General features: G+C 66.7%; 14 protein-coding genes and 6 tRNA genes. 4 read left to right on the top strand and 16 right to left on the bottom strand.

The features are described 5' to 3' along the window. Positions 1-25: 25 nt before the first annotated feature. From AB4Y72_RS12460 to AB4Y72_RS12430, 7 genes are all read right to left on the bottom strand, one after another. Positions 26-1,384 carry an HRDC domain-containing protein gene (locus tag AB4Y72_RS12460; RefSeq protein WP_441426469.1) on the bottom strand — a complete coding sequence of 453 codons (1,359 nt, stop codon included), beginning with the start codon at positions 1,382-1,384 and terminating at the stop codon, positions 26-28. Between the two features lie 61 nt (positions 1,385-1,445). After that, positions 1,446-2,093: a DUF3000 domain-containing protein gene (locus AB4Y72_RS12455; protein WP_441426468.1), complete on the bottom strand. Its 648-nt coding sequence runs from the start codon at positions 2,091-2,093 to the stop codon at positions 1,446-1,448. A 72-nt stretch (positions 2,094-2,165) separates the two neighbouring features. After that, positions 2,166-3,269, bottom strand: coding sequence for a threonine aldolase family protein (locus AB4Y72_RS12450; RefSeq protein WP_441426592.1), 1,104 nt, complete (start codon positions 3,267-3,269; stop codon positions 2,166-2,168). Positions 3,270-3,440: 171 nt separating this feature from the next. Then, on the bottom strand, positions 3,441-4,175 hold the full coding sequence (locus tag AB4Y72_RS12445) for an SDR family NAD(P)-dependent oxidoreductase (protein ID WP_441426467.1): 735 nt from the start codon (positions 4,173-4,175) through the stop codon (positions 3,441-3,443). After that, complete coding sequence (locus tag AB4Y72_RS12440; protein ID WP_441426466.1) at positions 4,172-5,590, bottom strand: DUF6421 family protein; 1,419 nt, start codon at positions 5,588-5,590, stop codon at positions 4,172-4,174. The genes AB4Y72_RS12445 and AB4Y72_RS12440 overlap by 4 nt, the downstream gene beginning before the upstream one ends. A gap of 223 nt (positions 5,591-5,813) precedes the next feature. Further along, positions 5,814-6,347 carry a peptide-methionine (R)-S-oxide reductase MsrB gene (gene msrB, locus AB4Y72_RS12435; RefSeq protein WP_441426465.1) on the bottom strand — a complete coding sequence of 178 codons (534 nt, stop codon included), beginning with the start codon at positions 6,345-6,347 and terminating at the stop codon, positions 5,814-5,816. Positions 6,348-6,361: 14 nt separating this feature from the next. Beyond that, positions 6,362-6,850 carry a hypothetical protein gene (locus AB4Y72_RS12430; protein WP_441426464.1) on the bottom strand — a complete coding sequence of 163 codons (489 nt, stop codon included), beginning with the start codon at positions 6,848-6,850 and terminating at the stop codon, positions 6,362-6,364. Positions 6,851-6,990: 140 nt separating this feature from the next. On the opposite strand from AB4Y72_RS12430, the gene AB4Y72_RS12425 reads away from it, so the two are divergent. After that, a complete protein-coding gene (locus tag AB4Y72_RS12425) occupies positions 6,991-8,322 on the top strand; it encodes an alpha/beta hydrolase family protein (RefSeq protein WP_441426463.1) in 1,332 nt (443 codons plus the stop codon). Positions 8,323-8,426: 104 nt separating this feature from the next. Here the strand turns inward: AB4Y72_RS12425 and ybaK are convergent, their stop codons facing one another. The 3 genes from ybaK to AB4Y72_RS12410 form a co-directional block, all read right to left on the bottom strand. Then, positions 8,427-8,924 (bottom strand): Cys-tRNA(Pro) deacylase, encoded by a 498-nt coding sequence (gene ybaK / locus AB4Y72_RS12420; protein ID WP_441426462.1) that lies wholly within the window; start codon positions 8,922-8,924, stop codon positions 8,427-8,429. 27 nt (positions 8,925-8,951) lie between these two features. Beyond that, on the bottom strand, positions 8,952-9,422 hold the full coding sequence (locus AB4Y72_RS12415; protein ID WP_441426461.1) for a SufE family protein: 471 nt from the start codon (positions 9,420-9,422) through the stop codon (positions 8,952-8,954). 98 nt (positions 9,423-9,520) lie between these two features. After that, entirely contained in the window at positions 9,521-10,438 is a 918-nt protein-coding gene (locus tag AB4Y72_RS12410) for a sulfurtransferase (protein WP_441426460.1), read from the bottom strand. Between the two features lie 229 nt (positions 10,439-10,667). Here AB4Y72_RS12410 and zapE point away from each other — a divergent pair, with 229 nt between their 5' ends. Further along, on the top strand, positions 10,668-11,705 hold the full coding sequence (gene zapE / locus AB4Y72_RS12405; RefSeq protein ID WP_441426459.1) for a cell division protein ZapE: 1,038 nt from the start codon (positions 10,668-10,670) through the stop codon (positions 11,703-11,705). Between the two features lie 205 nt (positions 11,706-11,910). On the opposite strand, the gene AB4Y72_RS12400 is transcribed toward zapE, so the two are convergent. The 6 genes from AB4Y72_RS12400 to AB4Y72_RS12375 form a co-directional block, all read right to left on the bottom strand. Continuing rightward, complete coding sequence (locus AB4Y72_RS12400; RefSeq protein ID WP_441426458.1) at positions 11,911-12,180, bottom strand: antitoxin; 270 nt, start codon at positions 12,178-12,180, stop codon at positions 11,911-11,913. 250 nt (positions 12,181-12,430) lie between these two features. Beyond that, positions 12,431-12,505, bottom strand: a tRNA-Val gene (locus tag AB4Y72_RS12395). Between the two features lie 49 nt (positions 12,506-12,554). After that, positions 12,555-12,627 (bottom strand) — tRNA-Gly (locus tag AB4Y72_RS12390). Between the two features lie 58 nt (positions 12,628-12,685). Continuing rightward, positions 12,686-12,760 (bottom strand) — tRNA-Val (locus AB4Y72_RS12385). 39 nt (positions 12,761-12,799) lie between these two features. After that, positions 12,800-12,870, bottom strand: a tRNA-Cys gene (locus AB4Y72_RS12380). Positions 12,871-12,916: 46 nt separating this feature from the next. Further along, positions 12,917-12,989 (bottom strand) — tRNA-Gly (locus AB4Y72_RS12375). A 409-nt stretch (positions 12,990-13,398) separates the two neighbouring features. On the opposite strand from AB4Y72_RS12375, the gene AB4Y72_RS12370 reads away from it, so the two are divergent. Together AB4Y72_RS12370 and AB4Y72_RS12365 are read left to right on the top strand one after the other, a co-directional pair. Then, a tRNA-Val gene (locus tag AB4Y72_RS12370) sits at positions 13,399-13,473 on the top strand. Between the two features lie 83 nt (positions 13,474-13,556). After that, entirely contained in the window at positions 13,557-14,402 is an 846-nt protein-coding gene (locus AB4Y72_RS12365; RefSeq protein ID WP_441426457.1) for a cytochrome, read from the top strand. Positions 14,403-14,516 lie beyond the last annotated feature (114 nt).

The raw sequence follows: 14,516 nt of genomic DNA, 5'->3' as shown, positions 1-14,516 counted from the left end.
GGGTGGGAGGTCCGGGACAGTCCTGCTAGCCGGCGGTGCCGGATGGAGCCTCCGCGGGAACCCTGGGCTCCTTCGCGGGCAGCGGCTCGGGGTTCAGGAAGGCCTCGGCAATCAGCGGAGCAGTGATTTCGATCTGCCACTGACGCGCCCCGAGGTTCGCCAGTTCCTCGGCCACGCCCTCTTCGCTGAGTTCGACCGGCGGACGCCATGCAACCCGGCGGAGGTAGTCCGGGGTCAGCAGGTTTTCCACGGGCAGGTTCAGTTCCTCGGCCCTCGCCTGGAGCTTCGGACGGGCTGTGGCCAGCCTGGCGGCGGCGTCCGGGTCCCGGTCCGCCCAGACGCGCGGCGGCGGGGGAGCGTTGGTGGGCAGGTGCAGCGGGGGCAGGTCCTCCAGGGCCCGTGCCGCGCTGATGCAGCGCAGCCAGCGGGGCGCTTCGCGCTGGGCGGCCCGCCCGTGGAAGCCCTTGGTGCCGAGGAGCTGGGGAACCGTGGTGGGCATGGCCTTGGCGGCGGCGACGAGGGCAGAGTCCGGGATCAGCCGGCCGGGGGCAACGTCACGCTTCTGTGCGAGGGAGTCGCGTTCCTGCCACAGCTCCCGGACTGCGGCCAGCTGGCGGCGGTCCCGGATCTGGTGCAGTCCGGAGGTTTTGCGCCACGGGTCGACGCGGGGAGGCGCCTGCCCGGCTTCGAGGATGGCTGCGAACTCCTGCTCGGCGTACTCCAGTTTTCCGTCCGCGACCAGCAGCTCGATCAGTTCCTCGCGCAGCTCGGTGAGGACCTCGACGTCGAGGGCCGCGTACCGCAGCCACGGTTCCGGCAAGGGCCGGGTGGACCAGTCCGCGGCGGAGTGTTCCTTCGCCAGGCCGAAGCCCAGGAGTTGTTCGATGACGGCGGCCAGGCCCACCCGGGGCAGTCCGGCCAGGCGCGCGGCGAGCTCCGTGTCGAAGAGCTTGTCCGGCCACATGCCGAGTTCGGACAAGCACGGCAGGTCCTGGCTGGCGGCGTGCAGGATCCATTCGACCCCGCGCAGTGCGTCGTTGATGATACTGAGATCCCCGAACGGTTCGGGATCGATCAGCCAAGTCCCGGAGCCTTCGCGCCGGATCTGGACCAGGAAAGCGCGCTGGCCGTAGCGGAAACCGGAGGCCCGCTCGGCGTCAACGCCCGCGGGGCCGTGACCCGCCGCGAGGGCGGCGGCGCAACGTTCGAGGCCGGACTGCGTTTCGATGACCAGCGGCACGCCGTCGCGGGGGGCGTCAAGGTCGATCACTTCAGGGACCAGGCTGTCGAAGCCTTCCACGGTGATGTGGGCTGTGGTGTCAGCGGCTTCAGCCGTAGCGGGAACGGCGCCGGCCGTGCTGATTTCCGAATTTTGAGGGGTCATGATCTCTACAGTTTACCGACAACATGGCGTATAAGGCCGTGACCGTGGGCGAATAAGCCCCTCATGCGTGTCCGCGGGAGCGCCGGGGCAGGGGCGTGACGCCCTCGGGCAGAGGCGGCAGCCCGGCAAAGGTGCAGACCATGTCCGACCACGCCTCCAGGTGCGAGGTGATGTCCGGGGTGGCCGGGGTCCAGGAGGCCCGCAGCTCTATGTCGATCGAATCCGGCCTGTCCGAGAGCGTTCCGAAGCTCTCCGAGAGCACCCTGGTGGCCGTGCCGCCGGCGGAGCGGTAGGGCGCCTGGTGGTTGTCCAGCGCCTCTACCAGCCACGTCCATGCGACCGATCCCAGGAGTTCATCGTTGCCCATCTCGGGTTCCAGCTGGGCTCGGATGTAGGTGACGATCCTGAATTCCCCGTCCCACACGGCAGAGCCGTCGGGATCGTGGAGCAGGATGAAGCGGCCGGTGGCCAGTTCGACGTCGTCACTCCCGGACGCGCGGGCCAACGCCGCGGCCGCCGGGCCGTGGACCGCGGCGCCCGCGGGGGCATCACCCGGTCCGATCACTTCGGCCCCCAGGGCCACCGCGTACGGCGCCAGCCGCGACGGCGCCGGAATTTCGTCCAGGTGCAGCTCGCTGCGACACCGTGCCTGTCGAAGGGTCCCCAAGGCGAAGAGGAAATCTGCCGGAACCTGATCGAGGGAGCTCACCTTGGAAGATTATGCAACCGCGGGCCACCCGTCCGGCAGGCTCGCCGCCGGGCAGGGGAAGCGGGGCAGGGCCTAGGCCGCGGCGAGCTCGCGCTTGATGGCCGCGATGAACGAATCAACGTCTTCCTCGGTGGTGTCGAAGGAACACATCCAGCGGACCTCGCGGGCCGCCTCGTTCCAGTCGTAGAAGCGGAAAGATTCGCGCAGCCGGTCCGCGACACCGGCGGGCAGGACGGCGAACACGCCGTTGGACTCGGTCTTCTGGCTCAGTTCAACGCCGGGGATCGACTCGACGCCGGCGCGCAGCCGGGCGGCCATGGCATTGGCGTGGGAGGCCGAGCGCAGCCAGAGGTCACCCTCGAGCAGGGCGATGAACTGGGCAGACATGAACCGCATCTTGGACGCCAGCTGCATGTTCATCTTGCGCAGGTAGATCAGGCCGTGGACGGCTTCCGGGTTCAGCGCGATCACCACTTCGCCGAACAGCAGGCCGTTCTTCGTGCCGCCGAAGGAAAGGATGTCCACGCCGGCATCGCGGGTGAAGGCCCGCAACGGAACTCCCAGGTGCGCGGCGGCGTTGGCCAGCCGGGCGCCGTCCATGTGCAGTTTCATGCCCTTGGAATGGACATGCTCCGCGATGGCCCGGACCTCCTCCGGGGTGTAGCACGTGCCGAGCTCGGTGGTCTGGGTGATGGAGACCGCAAGCGGCTGGGCACGGTGCTCATCGCCCCAGCCCCAGGCCTCCTGGTCGATCAGCGCAGGAGTGAGCTTGCCGTCCGTCGTGGGGACCTGCAGCAGCTTGATGCCGCCGATCCGCTCCGGTGCGCCGTTTTCATCCATGTTGATGTGGGCGGTGGAGGCGCAGATCACGGCACCCCAGCGCGGCAGCAACGACTGCAGGGACAGGACGTTGGCACCGGTGCCGTTGAAGACCGGGAAGCACTCGATGCCCCCGCCGAAGTGCTCTTCCATGAGCTGCTGCAGGCGGGCGGTGTACTGGTCTTCGCCATAGGAGACCTGGTGGCCTTCGTTGGCGGCGGCCAGGGCCGCGAGAACCTCCGGATGGACGCCGGAGTAGTTGTCCGAGGCGAAGCCGCGGACGGAGGGGTCATGGAGCCGCACCGCAGTGCTGGCAGGGGCAGTTTCAACGGTGTTTACTTCAACCGTGCTGGTCATCGCTTTGCTCACGCTTTCAGTCTAAGAGGTCAAGCCGCAGGCGCTAAGTCCGGGGCGCTAAGTCCCGGGCACCGGATCCGGGCCAGTGGTCCCGGGCCGCTGGATCCGGGATCAGTGGGCTGGGGTCAGTGGGCCCGGGAACATTGGGCTGGGGTCAGTGGGCTGGGCAGCTCAGCTGCCCAGGAGCAGCCGCTGGCCGTTCAGGTCACCGGCAGGAGAGCTGAAGAGTCCTGCTGCGGCCGCGGCCAGGTCAGCCACATCGATGAAGCCCGGGAAGTGGCGCTCAGGGGCGTTGGCCCGCATGGCCGCGTTCACGAGGGCCTTCACCACGAAAATGACGGCGGCGCTGTGCTGCTCCACAGGGCCTTCCTTATGCCCTGACTGTGCCCGCCGGAAACCGTCGGCTACTGCCAGCGTCCAGGCTTCGGCGGCGGCCTTGGCCGCGGCGTAGCTGGCGCCCGCCGCCGTCGGCGCGCTCACCGCGGTCGAAGACACCATGGCGAAGCGTCCCGTGTCCGAGGCCGCCAGGTCATCGAAGAAGACCCGGGTGACGTTCCTGAGCGTGGTGACAGCGTTGCGTTCCAGGAACTCCCAGTCCTCGTCGCTCTGGTCCGAGATGCCCTTCGCGCCGCGCCAGCCGCCCACGAGGTGGATGACGCCGTCGACGGCTCCCGCCATGCCGGCGACGGTCTCCCGCAGGGACGTGACGTCGGCAAGGCTGGCGAGGTCGCAGACGAGTGGCGTCACGCCGCTGCCGGCGTCGGCGGCGGCAGCCTCGATACGGGCGGCATCAGAGCCGACCGTGAAGACCCTGTGGCCGGCGTCGCGCAGGGCGCGGGCCGTCGCAATGCCCGACGGTCCGCTGCCCCCCGTGACCAGCACGTTCAAAGTGCGTTCGGCGCTCATCCGGCGTTCAAGGACGCGGCGGAACCGGACTCTGCACCGGTGGCTGCTCCGGTGTCTGATGACCCCGTGATGCCGGCGGTCGATTCAATGACCGGGCGCATCTTCTTTTCAAGGGCCTCATAGAACATCGAGAGCGGGAACTCGTCGTCGAGGACCTGGTCCGTCAGGCCGCGGGGCGGCCCGTCCAGCGGGAGGGCGTCCGGACCCTTGGCCCAGACGGAGGCCGGGTTGGGCGTGACCGTTCCGGAGATGAGCTCGTAGGCCGCGAGCCAGTGGGCCATCTTGGGGCGGTCGATCGAGCGCCAGTACAGTTCCTCGATCCGGGCGCCGAGTTCAACCACGACGTCGGACGCCTCGTCCCAGTCGATGCTGAGCTTGCTGTCGGTCCAGTGCAGGACGTGGTGCTGGTGCATCCACGCGAAGAGCAGTTGACCGCCGAGGCCGTCATAGTTGCGGACGCGGGTGCCGGTGATAGCGAAGCGGAAGATGCGGTCGAAGATCACGGCGTACTGGACGAGCTTGGCGTGCCGGCGTGCTTCCGGGTCGGCGTCCTCGTCCTTTTCGATCTTGACCGATTCGCGGAAGGCGGTGAGGTCGCAGCGCAGTTCCTCGAGCGAGTACAGGAAGAACGGCATGCGCTGCTTGATCATGAAGGGGTCGAAGGGAAGGTCACCGCGCATGTGGGTGCGGTCATGGATGAGATCCCACATGACGAACGTTTCCTGCGTCAGTTCCTGGTCCTCCAGCAGAGCGGCGGCGTCGTCGGGCAGCTGCAGGGACGTGATCTCGGCGGCGGCGCGCAGGACACGGCGGAAGCGGGCGGCCTCGCGGTCGGCGAAGATCGCACCCCACGTGAACGTCGGGGTTTCGCGGACGGCGACGGTCTCCGGGAAGAGGACGGCGGAGTTGGTGTCGTAGCCCGGGGTGAAGTCGAGGAAACGGATCGGGACGAACAGCTTGTTGGAGTATTCGCCTGCTTCGAGGCCGCCGATGAACTCGGGCCAGATGACCTCGATCAGCACGGCCTCGACGAGGCGGTTGCTGCTGCCGTTCTGGGTGTACATCGGGAAGACGACGAGGTGCTGCAGTCCGTTGACCCGGTGCTGCTGCGGCTGGAAAGCCAGCAGGGAGTCCAGGAAGTCCGGAACGCCAAAGCCGCCGCCGGCCCACCGGTCGAAGTCGGTGACGAGCAGTTCGAGATAGCGGGCATCGTGCGGGAAGGACGGGGCCAGGGCTGCAACCGCCGCGGTGATGGTTGCCACGTGGCCGGCCGCGGCCTCGTGGGCGTCGGCGTCCGGTACGGATCCGTCCTTGATCTGGAGGGCCTGCAGGGCCGTGGCGGCAGCCTTGAGGCGCAGCCATTCCTGGTTGGAGGCTGTGATCGGGGCGGGGGCGGTGATAGCAGTCGTGGTCATCGTCGACGGTCGCCTTTCTGTTTGCTGTGGAGCGTGTCGCTGGATCTAAATCGAGCGTAGCAAGCAATCAGAAGCTCTAATGAAAAATTGCCTCGAGCATAAGAAAGTCTGTGGCAAGTGATTCGGAAATCCTCATCCAGCGGAAGGAGCGGGAAGCCTGCGGAGCCCGCGGGGCCCTCGGGCTTCCCGTACGCTCCCAGCGCTATTCCCGCCCAAACGCGGGCTAGTGCCCGGCGTCGTCCGTGGGAACGAGCTGCAGCGAGACGGAATTGATGCAATACCGCTGGTCCGTGGGGGTGCCGTACCCCTCGCCGTCGAACACGTGGCCGAGGTGGGAATCGCAGGTGGCGCAACGGACTTCCACCCGCTCCATGCCCAGGGTGCGGTCATGGATGTAGCGGACGGTGCCCTCGGCGAGCGGCGCCCAGAAGGACGGCCAGCCGCAGTGCGAGTCGAATTTTTCGTTGCTGGTGAACAGCTCGGTGCCGCAGGCCCGGCACTTGTAGACCCCGCGGGTGTGCGTGTCCCAGTATTCGCCGGTGTACGGCCGCTCGGTGCCGGCCTGGCGCAGCACCCGGTACTCCTCCGGGGACAATTCCTCGCGCCACTGGGCATCCGTCTTTTCGACGGGCGCCTGGCTGACGGACGTTTCTCCGCCGGTGGCCTGCTGGAGCGGCGCAGCACCGGACTCGGTTGCAACATCCGTGGGGGGGACGGCTACGGGCATGGACTTGGACCTGTTGTGGAAGATGCTCATAGTTTCAATAACGCTCAGGAGTCGCCGATAAATCCCGAACCGGCGTACAGATGCAGGACCGGCAGGCCCAACTTGTCCTGGGCTTTGGTGGCCCAGTCGGTGTGGAAGGTGTCCGCGAGAGCATGCGGGCGCGTGATCACCACGGCCTGTCCGGCACTGAGTTCCTTGACCCTGGCGACCAGGCTTTCGACCGCCTTGCCCTCGACAATTTCGCCCGAAACGCCGCCGCCAAGACCGGCCAGCGCGGCCAGCGAAGCGGCGAGGGTGTCGGCTGCTTCGGCGCGCTCCTCGTTGGGGTCGGAGTGTGCCGTCAGTTCACGGAAGGCCTTGGCGATCTCGAGCATGGAGAGGTTTTCCAGGAAATCCACCACCAAGTGCCGCTCGGTATTGGCCGGCACCAGCACCAGCAGGGGCGCATCGCCGCCGGCAATCAGGGTTTCAATGTTGACGCGGTCATCCGCACCGAGGGGCTCTTCTGTCAAAATGACGATTGGATCACTCATGACCCCAGCCTAGTCGCGCTCGTGGTGCCCCGCATGGTTGTGTCCCCGCCGGGCGCCGCGGCGTGTCCCCGCGGGCGCGGTGGTGCGGCCTGAGCAGCCAAAATGCCGTGGTTGGGGCACCCTTCAGTCAGAATGGTGCCATGGCTTCCTCCTTGCGCCTCCGTCCGGATCTGTACCGGCCCGCCGCCCGCGGAGCGGCAGCGCCCGCCGCATCCCTCGAGGCGGCGCCGTCCGGCAACGCCAAGTGGGCGCTCGGAGGCATTATCGGAGGCAGTGCGGCTGCAGGCGTGCTCGCCGCAGGGTCTTCGGCCCTCGCGCTCTATTTCGCCCGACGCGTCATCACCCCGGTCAAGGTCCGCGACGCGGACCAGGAAGTGCTGGCCGTGATCCGCGACGGCCAGGCCGTGCGGGTCATCTTCGCGGCCACCCCGGACGCCACGGTGGGCGGGGTGTACGGGTTCTTCTTCGACGGCGGCCGTGGCCATGCACGGATCGGCCGGATTCTTTCCTACTCTCCGGCCGAACGTACCGTCCTGCGGGAAGTGGAGGCCGTCTACAGCGGCGACCTGGCCTCCGCCCGGCGGGGCTGGTGGAGCGGAGCCGCCTACCCGGATCCCGCCGCGCTCGGGCTTCCGGTGGAAGACGTGCTGATCGACGTCGACGGCGGGACGGCGCCGGCCTGGCTTGTCCGCGGCGGTCCGGCAGCCGACGAGGTGGCGCCCGACGTCTGGGCGGTCATGGTGCACGGGCGCGGCGCTTCTCGGCAGGAGGGTCTGCGGGCCGTCCAGACCGCGCGGGGACTGGGCATGTCCAGTTTGCTGATCTCCTACCGCAACGACGGCATGGCCCCGTCCGCCAGCGACGGGCGTTATGGCTTGGGATCCACGGAGTGGCGCGACGTCGAAGCCGCCATCGATTATGCCCTGCAGCACGGCGCCCGCGAGGTGGTCCTTTTCGGCTGGTCGATGGGCGGCGCGATCTGCCTCCAGACAGCCGATCTCTCGCGGCACCGCCACCTGATCCGGGCAATGGTCCTGGACGCCCCGGTGATCGATTGGGTCAACGTGCTGGCGCACCATGCGGAACTGAACCGGATCCCGTCCGCCGTGGGCCGCTACGGGCAATTCATGCTCGGCCACCCCCTGGGCCGGCGGCTGACCGGGCTGGCCGCTCCGGTGGACCTCAAGGCGATGGACTGGGTTTCACGGGCCGTGGAACTGCGCACGCCGACCTTAATTGTGCACAGCGTGGACGACGAATACGTGCCGTACGGGCCCTCCGCCGAGCTGGCCGAGAAGAACCCTGAAATGGTCACGTTCGAGCCTTTCAACACCGCCCTGCACACCAAGGAATGGAACGTGGATCCGGAGCACTGGGAGCGGCAGATCACGGCGTGGCTCCGGCGGCAGCTGGCGCCCCGCGCCAACCCCGGGGACCAGGAGCCTGCGGCCGGGAACTCCACGCCGGACTGACGGGACACGGCGAATCTGGCCGGGTTGGGCAGCTGCTTGGGACAACCCCGCCGCCGCCGCTGCCGCCTCCTGCCGCCGCGTCGCGCCGCGGCCATTCTGGGGCATCAGTCGTGCCGGGTCCCGATCCTGGCGGTGCGGGCGGCCGTGAGCCGAATGAGCTCGGCCGGATCAAGCTCAATGTCCAGCCCGCGCCGTCCGCCCGAGACGAGGATGGTCGCCAGCTCCAGGGCGCTGTCGTCCACCACCGTGGGGGAGGACTGGCGCTGTCCGAGCGGGGAGATGCCGCCGAGTACGTAACCGGTCCGCCGCTGCGCCGCGGCCGGGTCCGCCATCGCGGCCTTCTTGCCGCCCAGCGCGGCAGCCATGGCTTTGAGGTCCAGGGTTCCGCTGACAGGCACGACGCCGACGGCGAGCCGGCCGTCGACGTCGACCATCAGGGTTTTGAAGACCCGGGCCGGGTCGATGCCCAGGATTTCCGCCGCTTCGAGCCCATAACTGGCCACCGCCGGATCATGGGTATAGGGGTGGACGACAAAGGGAACTCCGGCGGCCGCGAGTGCCGCGGTGGCCGGAGTTCCCTGGGACGGAAGCTTGCGGGCCATGCCGGGTGACGTTCCTGTCGCCCGGGCTCAGGACTGTGCCGGCTGCCGCGGGACCAAAGCGGCGACCTTGCGCTTGATCCGGCCCAGCATGGCCGTCATGCCGCGCATGCGCAGGGGAGTGATGGCGCGGGTGAGGCCGAGCTGCTCGGGCATGTCATCCGGCACGGCAAGGATTTCCGCGGCGCTCAGGCCGTCCAGTCCTTCATGGAGTACCCCCGCGAAACCCCGGGTGGTCGGGGCTTCCTTGGGTGCCTTGAAGTAGAGCCGGACGCGCTCCGGCGCCCCGCCGTCGGACGGTTCCGTCTCAATGGTGAGGAACAGCGGAGTCTGGCACTCCACCACCTGCTCCAGCAGTTCCGGGTGGTCCCGGAGCCGCTCCGGAAGCTCCGGGAGTCCCTGCGAGAACTCCAGGAGCAACTGCAGCCGCTCGGGTTCGGTCACGGCCTGAAAATCGTCAACAATATCCGCCAGCGCGGCGGGGAGGGCAGAAGTATTCATCACTCCCAGCTTACGCACGCACGGCAAGAGTGTCCCGGTCGCGGCCGAAGGTTGCATCCCGGATTCATGCGTGAAGGCCGTGATCCGGGGACTTTGGGCTAGCGGCCGGCCGGAACCGTGCCGCGTTCAGGACCCTTGACGATCGGGACGCGCACGGCGTTGCCCCACTCGGTCCAGGAACCGTCGTAGTTGCGGACCGTGTCGAAGCCCAGCAGGTACTTCAGCGCAAACCAGGTGTGGCTGGACCGCTCGCCGATCCGGCAGTAGGCCACGACGTCATCGCCTTCGCTGAGCCCGGCTTCGCCCAGGTACAGCGCCTCAAGCTCGCCGCGGTCGCGGTACGTGCCGTCCTCGGCCGCCGCACGGGCCCACGGGATGGAGGCGGCGGTGGGGATGTGCCCGCCGCGCAGTGCCCCTTCTTCCGGGTAGGCCGGCATGTGGGTGCGCTGGCCGGTGTACTCCTCGGTTGAGCGGACATCGATCAGCGGTTTGCCGAAGTGGGCAAGCACGTCGTCCTTGAAAGCGCGGATCGGGGCATCGTTGCGTTCCACCACCGGGTACGTCCCGGGAGCAGGCACTGTGGTTTCGGTCGTGAAGGGGCGGCCCTCGGCAATCCACTTGTCGCGGCCGCCGTCCAGGAGCCGGACGTCCTCGTGGCCGAAAAGCGTGAACACCCACAGGGCGTAGGCAGCCCACCAGTTGGACTTGTCGCCATAAATGACCACCGTGCTGTCCCGGGAGATCCCCTTGGCGGCAGCCAAGGCGGCAAACGCCTGGCCGTCGACGTAGTCGCGGGTGACCTCGTCGTTGAGGTCCGTGTGCCAGTCGATCTTGACCGCGCCCGGGATGTGGCCGGTTTCGTACAGCAGCACGTCCTCGTCCGACTCCACCACCACGAGCTTGCCGCCGTCGAGCCCCCCGGCGTCAATCGCCGCGGCGAGCCAGTCGGTGGATACCAAACGCTCGGGGTGTGCGTAGGCGGCGAACTTCTCGTTCTGCTCAACGGGGTAGGACATGGTGATGGCCTTTCACTGAAACGGTCAGGAGGCCGGGCGCAGAAAAAAGCATGCGCGGCGCCGGGCCTTTTACAACACTAGTCACGGGCCGGCGGGAATGCTCCACCGGGTTCACGCGGGGAAATGTGGTCTTGCTCACGCCCGCCGCCGGTTCGCGCCCGCGCACGCGGGGCGGGGGCGCTGTGCCGGTATTCTTGCTGGGGACAAGTGACCAGCAGAACGGACCACCTTGGTACATATCGAACAGCTCGCCGCCCGCACGCCGTCAGTCTCCGTGGACGAGCTCCTCAACGGGTTCTATCCGTCGCCCCGGTTCGGTGAGGTCTCGTTTTCCAGCTACCGGCCCGATCCGGCCCAGGCCAGCCAGGCGCACGCGGTCCGCGCGCTGGAGCACTTCGCGGCGGGCGTAGGTGCGCGCGACGGTGACGGCCTGTTCAAGCGGCTCTTCGGCAAGAAGGACACTTCCCGGGCGGGCATCTACCTTGACGGCGGATTCGGCGTCGGCAAGACCCACCTCCTGGCGTCGCTGTGGCACGCCGCCCCCGGGCCCAAGGCCTTCGGCACGTTCGTCGAATACACCAACCTCGTCGGGGCGCTCTCTTTCCGCAAGACCGTTGAAGCCCTGAGCCACTACAGGCTCGTGTGCATCGACGAATTCGAACTCGACGATCCGGGCGACACTGTGCTGATGTCCCGGCTCATGCGCGAACTCGCCGACGCCGGGGTGAAGCTCGCCGCGACCTCCAACACTTTGCCGGGTTCCCTGGGCGACGGGCGCTTCGCCGCCGTCGACTTCGCCCGCGAAATCCAGGTGCTGGCGGACCAGTTCGACGTCGTGCGGATCGACGGAGAGGACTTCCGGCACCGCGGCCTCCCGGCGGCGCCTGCGCCGCTGCGCAACGATGACCTGACCCACCACATGCAGGCCGAATTCGACGGCAAGACCGTGGCCCGCGACGAGTTCAGCACGCTGATCAACCACCTGGCCGGCGTGCACCCCAGCCGCTACCGGCAGCTCCTGGATGGAATCGAAGGCGTGGTCTGGAAGAACGTGCACACCATTACGGAGCAGGCCGTGGCGCTGCGGTTTGTGGTGCTGGCGGACCGGCTGTACGACAAAGACGTGCCCATCCTCGCCAGCGGCGTGCCGTTCGACCAGCTGTTCACCGAGGAAATGATGACCGGCGGGTACATGAAGAAGTACTTCCGCGCCGTCTCCCGGCTGACCGCGCTGGCCCGCGAGGGGCAGAACCACGAGCCATCCTGAGCCGAAAAGGAAACCGGTACGCCGGTAGCTTTCCGGGCATTGCATCACGGGTTCACTCCAGGCCCGTCCTGAGGTTTCGGATGGGCCGTAAGTGGCCCAGTGTTCCCTGCTCTTGCGGCGCCAGTTTCCTGCTTTTGCGCCGTTAAACGCCGAAGGTGCCGGCGCCGCCTCTCGGCGGGACCGACACCTCGCTGACGTACCTGGGTCAGAGGCCCTGCTGCCGGGGAGTCCCGGCTACAGGGGGCACATCCGCGACGGGAGTCTGCTCGGCGACCGGGGCCGCTTTGGGCCGGTCGTCGGCGTTATCCACGAAGTTGGAAGCACCCTTCTGCACTGCATCGACATTGTCGGCGTACTTGCCGCCGGTCTTAGAGTCGACGAAATCGCCGGCCTTGTCGATGCCGTCCTTGATGGCCTGTTCGTTGCCACCAATGACTTGCTGAGCCTTGCCCTTCAGATCGTCAAGTAAACCCACGGGCACCTCCCTTCGGTCGCGGAGCCAGTTCGCTCCTCCGGCTTTCGATACTACCGACCGGTACAGGTCATGCCAAGAGCCGGCGGCCAATTTCAGGACAACTGTCAAGAGTCTTGTGGCCCAGACCGATTCGCAGGTGCTGGGAAATCAGATCCCGTAGCGGTCTCGGGATCTCGCGGGTCCGACCCCAATGCGCCCAGGTAAGGGGTCAAGCGGCATGAAAAAAGCAGCTCCAGAAGGAGCTGCTTGATGGTGGGCGATACTGGGATCGAACCAGTGACCTCTTCCGTGTCAGGGAAGCGCGCTACCGCTGCGCCAATCGCCCGCAACCGGAAGAATCCGGAGTGGATTTATGTGAATCTAATACATAAGAGAGCGGACGACGAGATTCGAACTCGCGACATCCACCTTGGCAAGGTGGTGCTCTACCAGCTGAGCTACGTCCGCAATATGAAGTCCATGCCGGCCTGGCCGGTGGTGCTGCATCAAGCAAGTTTCCTTGCTTTGGTGGGCGATACTGGGATCGAACCAGTGACCTCTTCCGTGTCAGGGAAGCGCGCTACCGCTGCGCCAATCGCCCATTTCATCCGGCCTAAACCGGACACCATGGTTTTCACCGAGGTGGGTACGGGATTCGAACCCGTGTATACGGCTTTGCAGGCCGCTGCCTCGCCTCTCGGCCAACCCACCGTGTAAGCAGGATTCCGAAGAACCTTTGCCGTGACAGTGTCCTGCGAGCGGACGACGAGATTCGAACTCGCGACATCCACCTTGGCAAGGTGGTGCTCTACCAGCTGAGCTACGTCCGCATTATTGGAGTGGATTTCCGTGCCGCATTCGGCATTTCCTCGCGTTCCAACGAGTAAGAACTCTATAGGAGGTTCTGGGAATCTACAAATCGAGGAGCCTCGACCCCGTCTCGATGCCCTTACTTCCTTGATTTCTAGGCGATTTTGCTAATTACAGCCCTGTAATTCCCGCTGCGATGGCCTTTGGTCAGGGGCGGCGGCCCACAATGCCGGTCCGCGCTTGGGACATGGGTCTCGGGGCGAGGATTTCTGCGCGGCAGTCGGGGAGGAGGAAAGTGGGCGAGGAGGAAAGCGATGTCCGGGCATCGAGTAAGAGAGTGCCGCCGGGTAAGACTGTGGCGTCGCGGGACCAATGTGGCGCGGCCGATTTCTAAAATCCGGCCGGGTGGGCTAGCATTCAATGTCGTTGGGGCGATTGGCGCAGTGGTAGCGCGCTTCGTTCACACCGAAGAGGTCACTGGTTCGAACCCAGTATCGCCCACCAACGAAATGGCCCGTTCCGCTGCATCAGCGGAACGGGCCATTTTGCTTTTCACCGTTGTCTGACCCCCGTGAAAGAGTTTCTTTATGACCGCCCCACTCCTCGCTCATGCCACTGATCACGGCCGCATGTACGCACGCTCAACATCGGCACAGTTCTCCGTTCCCTCGATCACTACGGTGATCGGCCAGCAGCCACACGGGCTGGACGGCTGGTTCGGATACATGGGCGCTAACAGCCTGGCCCAGGACCCTGAGCTCCCTGGCATCCTGGGGAGCCCCGCCAAACTGCGTCAGGCGGTTAGTCGGGCAGCCAAGGCCGCCGAATCTTACCGGGACGAGGCAGCCAAGCGAGGGGACCGGGTCCACAACTATTGCGAGCAAGTGGCACTGCGCGCACTCGGCCGGCCGCATCAGATGAAGGAAACACGCGAAGCGCTGGCCGCCAATGGTGAAGAAGCCTTCGCGGCACGCTTTGACGAATGGTGGGAACTCTTCCAGGTCGAACCCGTTGCTCCGGAAATCACGGTGTGGAACAAGACGGTCGGCTATGCCGGCACCTTGGACCTTGTGGCGAGAATCAATGGTCGGACCTGTCTCATCGATTACAAGACCAAAGGGACCAGCCGGGACGGCACCGTGAAACCGCTGGATGACAAAGTGGTGATGCAGCTCGTGGCCGGCATGAAGGCAGAGGAAAGCTTGGTTGATCCCGTGGCGGGGGAGTGGGAGGCGTGGAAGCACGGCGAGTCCCCGATCCTCTTGGCCGTGGCGGTGGGCGAGACGGAAGTCCGTCCGCAGCGGGCCAACCCCGACGTTTTGAAACACCACTGGTGGAAATTCTGTGCGCTGCGCCGGGTCTGGGAGATGTCCGCCGACACAGCCGCTGCCGGGGCAGCCCTGCTCCCGCTCGCGCCTCCCGTTAAGCGCTGAGTCTGCCCTGACCTGTTCGAGCCAAGTCGAGTCGAGTCAAGTCGCGCCGCAGCTGGGGCTTGGGGCGTAGTGTGGCGATCATCTCCCGGGCCAGCCACGCTAGGACCGTCCTTA

The sequence above is a fragment of the Arthrobacter sp. YAF34 genome, assembly GCF_052113245.1.
In the GTDB taxonomy this organism is placed as follows: domain Bacteria; phylum Actinomycetota; class Actinomycetes; order Actinomycetales; family Micrococcaceae; genus Arthrobacter.
Note: the sequence above shows the minus strand (reverse complement) of the source record. Positions and strands in the feature narration are given on the sequence as shown.

Bases quoted from the DNA above. Each gene is read 5' to 3' on its own strand.
- AB4Y72_RS12430 (WP_441426464.1), bottom strand. From the start codon at position 6,850: ATGAGTGATCCAATCGTCATTTTGACAGAAGAGCCCCTCGGTGCGGAT.
- AB4Y72_RS12425 (WP_441426463.1), top strand. From the start codon at position 6,991: ATGGCTTCCTCCTTGCGCCTCCGTCCGGATCTGTACCGGCCCGCCGCC.
- msrB (WP_441426465.1), bottom strand. From the start codon at position 6,347: ATGAGCATCTTCCACAACAGGTCCAAGTCCATGCCCGTAGCCGTCCCC.
- AB4Y72_RS12410 (WP_441426460.1), bottom strand. From the start codon at position 10,438: ATGTCCTACCCCGTTGAGCAGAACGAGAAGTTCGCCGCCTACGCACAC.
- AB4Y72_RS12440 (WP_441426466.1), bottom strand. From the start codon at position 5,590: ATGACCACGACTGCTATCACCGCCCCCGCCCCGATCACAGCCTCCAAC.
- AB4Y72_RS12460 (WP_441426469.1), bottom strand. From the start codon at position 1,384: ATGACCCCTCAAAATTCGGAAATCAGCACGGCCGGCGCCGTTCCCGCT.
- ybaK (WP_441426462.1), bottom strand. From the start codon at position 8,924: ATGGCCCGCAAGCTTCCGTCCCAGGGAACTCCGGCCACCGCGGCACTC.
- AB4Y72_RS12450 (WP_441426592.1), bottom strand. From the start codon at position 3,269: ATGACCAGCACGGTTGAAGTAAACACCGTTGAAACTGCCCCTGCCAGC.
- AB4Y72_RS12415 (WP_441426461.1), bottom strand. From the start codon at position 9,422: ATGAATACTTCTGCCCTCCCCGCCGCGCTGGCGGATATTGTTGACGAT.
- AB4Y72_RS12445 (WP_441426467.1), bottom strand. From the start codon at position 4,175: ATGAGCGCCGAACGCACTTTGAACGTGCTGGTCACGGGGGGCAGCGGA.
- AB4Y72_RS12365 (WP_441426457.1), top strand. From the start codon at position 13,557: ATGACCGCCCCACTCCTCGCTCATGCCACTGATCACGGCCGCATGTAC.